This is a genomic window from Bacillus haikouensis (genome assembly GCF_013179555.1).
GTDB lineage: Bacteria > Bacillota > Bacilli > Bacillales > Bacillaceae_B > Rossellomorea > Rossellomorea haikouensis_A.
The window spans coordinates 1-4169 of record NZ_JABMCR010000323.1 but is presented as its reverse complement, the minus strand read 5'-3'; the positions used below and the strand labels follow the sequence as shown (position 1 = coordinate 4169).

4 protein-coding genes are annotated in these 4169 nt (G+C 42.7%); all 4 read left to right on the top strand.

The window, feature by feature from the left end; all coding sequences use genetic code 11:
• Nucleotides 1-49 precede the first annotated feature (49 nt).
• The 4 genes from icd to HP456_RS20660 all read left to right on the top strand — a co-directional run bounded on the left by icd (nt 50) and on the right by HP456_RS20660 (nt 4075).
• Complete coding sequence (gene icd / locus HP456_RS20675; RefSeq protein ID WP_172254628.1) at nt 50-1321, top strand: NADP-dependent isocitrate dehydrogenase; 1272 nt, start codon at nt 50-52, stop codon at nt 1319-1321.
• A gap of 81 nt (nt 1322-1402) precedes the next feature.
• Nucleotides 1403-2341, top strand: coding sequence for a malate dehydrogenase (gene mdh / locus HP456_RS20670; protein WP_172254630.1), 939 nt, complete (start codon nt 1403-1405; stop codon nt 2339-2341).
• Nucleotides 2342-2704: 363 nt separating this feature from the next.
• Nucleotides 2705-3181: a MaoC family dehydratase gene (locus HP456_RS20665; protein ID WP_172254626.1), complete on the top strand. Its 477-nt coding sequence runs from the start codon at nt 2705-2707 to the stop codon at nt 3179-3181.
• 177 nt (nt 3182-3358) lie between these two features.
• Nucleotides 3359-4075 (top strand): response regulator transcription factor, encoded by a 717-nt coding sequence (locus tag HP456_RS20660; protein ID WP_172254624.1) that lies wholly within the window; start codon nt 3359-3361, stop codon nt 4073-4075.
• Nucleotides 4076-4169: the final 94 nt, after the last annotated feature.

Here is a 4169-nt window from a genome sequence, read left to right as displayed (position 1 = left end):
ACTTATGAGTCATCCCCTTTGATAATGAATAATAATTGGAGGTTACATAATGACACAAGGTGAAAAAATTACAAACCAAAACGGCCAGCTGAATGTGCCGAACAATCCAATCGTTCCATTTATCGAAGGTGACGGGACAGGTCCTGATATCTGGGCAGCTGCTCAGCGCGTTTTAGATGCGTCAGTTGAAAAAGCTTACAATGGTGAGCGTAAAATCGAATGGAAAGAAGTTTATGCAGGTGAAAAAGCATTCAACAAAACAGGTGAATGGCTGCCAAACGAAACTCTTGAAGCAATCCGTGAATATTTCATTGCGATTAAAGGGCCTCTTACAACTCCGGTAGGCGGAGGAATCCGTTCACTGAACGTGGCTCTGCGCCAGGAATTGGACTTATTCACTTGCCTGCGTCCTGTACGCTATTTTGAAGGTGTTCCTTCTCCTGTTAAGCGCCCTGAGGACACTGACATGGTCATCTTCCGTGAAAACACAGAAGATATCTATGCCGGTATCGAATATGCCAAGGGTTCAGATGAAGTGAAGAAATTAATCTCATTCCTTCAAGATGAAATGGGTGCAAACAAAATCCGTTTCCCTGAAACGTCAGGAATCGGAATTAAGCCTGTATCTGAAGAAGGTACATCCCGCTTAGTCCGTGCTGCAATTAACTATGCAATCGCAGAAGGCCGTAAATCTGTGACGCTTGTTCACAAAGGTAACATCATGAAGTTCACGGAAGGCGCATTCAAGAACTGGGGCTATGAGCTTGCAGAGAAAGAATTTGGAGATAAAGTATTCACTTGGGCTCAGTACGATAAAATCAAGGAAGCAGACGGCACAGATGCTGCGAATAAAGCGCAGTCTGAAGCTGAAGCTGCTGGAAAAATCATTGTAAAAGACTCAATCGCTGATATCTTCCTTCAACAAATCCTTACGCGTCCTGCTGAGTTTGATGTAGTAGCGACAATGAACCTGAACGGTGACTACATTTCTGATGCTCTTGCAGCACAAGTAGGCGGAATCGGTATTGCTCCAGGGGCGAACATCAACTATGAATCCGGTCATGCGATCTTTGAAGCAACTCACGGAACAGCTCCTAAGTATGCTGGAATGGATAAAGTGAATCCTTCATCAGTCATTCTTTCCGGGGTATTGATGCTTGAGCACCTTGGCTGGTCCGAGGCAGCAAACATGATCACGAAATCAATGGAAAAAACAATCGCTTCAAAAGTTGTAACATATGACTTTGCCCGTCTGATGGATGGAGCAACTGAAGTGAAATGTTCTGAATTTGGTACTGCATTAATCGAAAACATGGAGTAAACCATAACAATATGTCATGAGCAGAAGCATTCCTGAGGGAGTGCTTCTGTCTTATATATTATTAGAACAGGGGGAACTATGATGACTATTAAACGCAGAAAAGTTTCAGTAATCGGCGGAGGATTCACAGGTGCGACGACTGCACTTATGCTGGCTCAAAAAGAACTTGGGGATGTAGTGCTCGTTGATATTCCGCAAATGGAAGATCCGACCAAGGGGAAAGCATTGGATATGCTTGAAGCAAGTCCTGTCCAAGGATTTGATGCAAATATCACCGGTACTTCAAACTATGAAGACACGAAGGATTCTGATATTGTCGTCATTACGGCTGGAATAGCACGTAAGCCTGGAATGAGCCGTGATGACCTGGTACAGACCAATCAAAAAGTCATGAAGTCTGTAACAGAGCAAATCGTCAAGTACTCTCCAGACTGCTATATCATTGTACTGACAAATCCGGTTGATGCCATGTCCTATACAGTATTCAAAGCTTCCGGATTTCCTAAAGAACGCGTGATTGGTCAATCAGGTGTCCTTGATACTGCCCGTTTCCGTACATTCGTTGCTCAAGAGCTGAACTTGTCAGTCAAAGATGTGACTGGTTTCGTTCTTGGCGGTCACGGCGATGATATGGTTCCATTGATCCGCTATTCCTATGCGGGAGGGATTCCTTTGGAAACATTGATCCCTAAAGACCGCCTGGATGCAATCGTTGAACGTACACGTAAAGGCGGAGGGGAAATCGTCGGTCTATTAGGCAATGGATCTGCATATTATGCCCCTGCAGCTTCACTGGTTCAAATGGTGGAAGCGATCCTAAAAGATCAACGCCGCGTTATTCCTGCCATCGCTTACCTTGAAGGAGAGTATGGTTTCGAAGGGATCTACCTTGGAGTACCAACCATCCTCGGCGGCAATGGACTGGAAAAAATAATCGAACTCGAACTGACAGAAGAAGAACAGTCTGCCTTGGCAAAATCTGCTGAATCTGTTAAGAACGTAATGTCATCGTTGGCGTAAGTCAATAAAAATGGCCAGTTCCACTTAGTATAGTTGGAGCTGGTTTTTTTGTATGAAATTAACAGGAAGATTTTTAAAATACTTATTATTGGCCGATTCTGGCCGTTTATTGGAGTGCAAGACGCAGACTCCTATTGGAAAAGCTGCAGGGCAATGCCGAAGGGGGCTCACGGGTCACCCGCGGACAGTCAAGTTTGCACGGAAATAAACAGCGGTGTTAAGAAGCGAATAAAGATTATTACAAGACCCGTGTAAAATCCCTTTGAATGGAAAGCCTATAAATGATATTATAGTAATATACAGATAATAAAGATTATTTTTATTATTTTAAAATGTATGCGTTTACATATGGAGGTGCTTCTATTGCTGCTAGGTAAAAAAAGAAAGCTTGGAAGAAAAATTGAGGAAATGACGATTGGAGAAAAATTGACGTTAACAGAAAAAATTGAAGATAATGACCTGCTGCTGTATCTGGGTTTAACGAATGATGCCAACCCTTTATACATTCAGCATGACTATGCGTCACAGACACCTTTTAAGAAACCGATTGTTCCGTCCATCATGCTGACAGGAATTATTACATCTGCAGTTTCTAAATACTTACCGGGACCCGGCTCCCATATCATCGAACAGAACATTGATTTTCCTAAGCCCGTTTATCACTATGCAACGATCCAGTTTCTCTTTGAAGTCACTGAAGTCGAGCCATCATCCCACACTGTGACCATCAGAGTGACAGCCGTGAATGAAGAGGACGAGCGGGTGATTAACGGAAACATCAAAGTATGTCCGCCTCACAAACTTGAAAAGATGAACAGCCACGCTTTGGAGAACTTCTGATAACGGGCGGTATTGAAGCTATAAACCCTTTAGGGAATTTATAGCTTTTTTTATTTTGCGCATACTAATCGGTACTTTAAGGTATGGTCAAGATATATAATTGTATTATAATGAAACTATAATTACATAATTTCGTTGGATGATGGGGTTAATTTCTTTCGCATGGAGGCACTATTAATGAGTAAAAAAATCCTGGTAGTAGAAGATGAACAATCGATCGCAACTTTATTAAAGTACAACTTGGAACAATCCGGTTACTCGGTCATCACCGCTCATGACGGTGAAGAGGGAAGGGACATGGCTGTCGATCAGCGCCCGGACTTGATGATTCTTGATCTTATGCTTCCTAAAATGGATGGAATCGAAGTATGTAAAGAACTAAGGCAGCAGAAAGTGAATCTGCCCATTCTCATGCTTACAGCGAAGGATGATGAATTCGATAAAGTCCTTGGCTTGGAGCTGGGAGCCGATGATTATATGACCAAACCATTCAGTCCCAGGGAAGTTGTGGCGAGGGTGAAAGCGATCCTTCGTCGCAGTCTATCGAATCAGGAGGCATCTGAAGCAGCGGAAGAAGAGACTGAGTATAAAGAAGTCGGAGAATTGAAAGTGTATCCTGAGCAATACGAAGCATATTTTCAAGGTCAATTGTTAGAGCTTACTCCAAAGGAATTCGAACTTCTTCTTTATTTGACAAACAATAAAGGCAGGGTGTTGACAAGGGATCAGCTTCTAAGTGCGGTTTGGAATTACGATTTCGCCGGTGACACGAGAATTGTCGATGTTCACATCAGCCACGTGCGGGAAAAAATTGAATCCAATACAAAGAAACCTGTATATATTAAAACGATCCGAGGACTAGGTTATAAACTGGAGGAGCCAAAAGTTCGATGACGAAGTTCAGAACCAAGCTCCTATTTGCCCTTATTACATTAATCATCATTGTATTGATCGGTCTTGGTCTCGTATTAGGGCAGATATTCAAGAA

Excerpts from the sequence above, each read along its gene's own strand:
- icd (WP_172254628.1), top strand. The coding sequence starts at position 50 with ATGACACAAGGTGAAAAAATTACAAACCAAAACGGCCAGCTGAATGTG.
- HP456_RS20660 (WP_172254624.1), top strand. The coding sequence starts at position 3,359 with ATGAGTAAAAAAATCCTGGTAGTAGAAGATGAACAATCGATCGCAACT.
- mdh (WP_172254630.1), top strand. The coding sequence starts at position 1,403 with ATGACTATTAAACGCAGAAAAGTTTCAGTAATCGGCGGAGGATTCACA.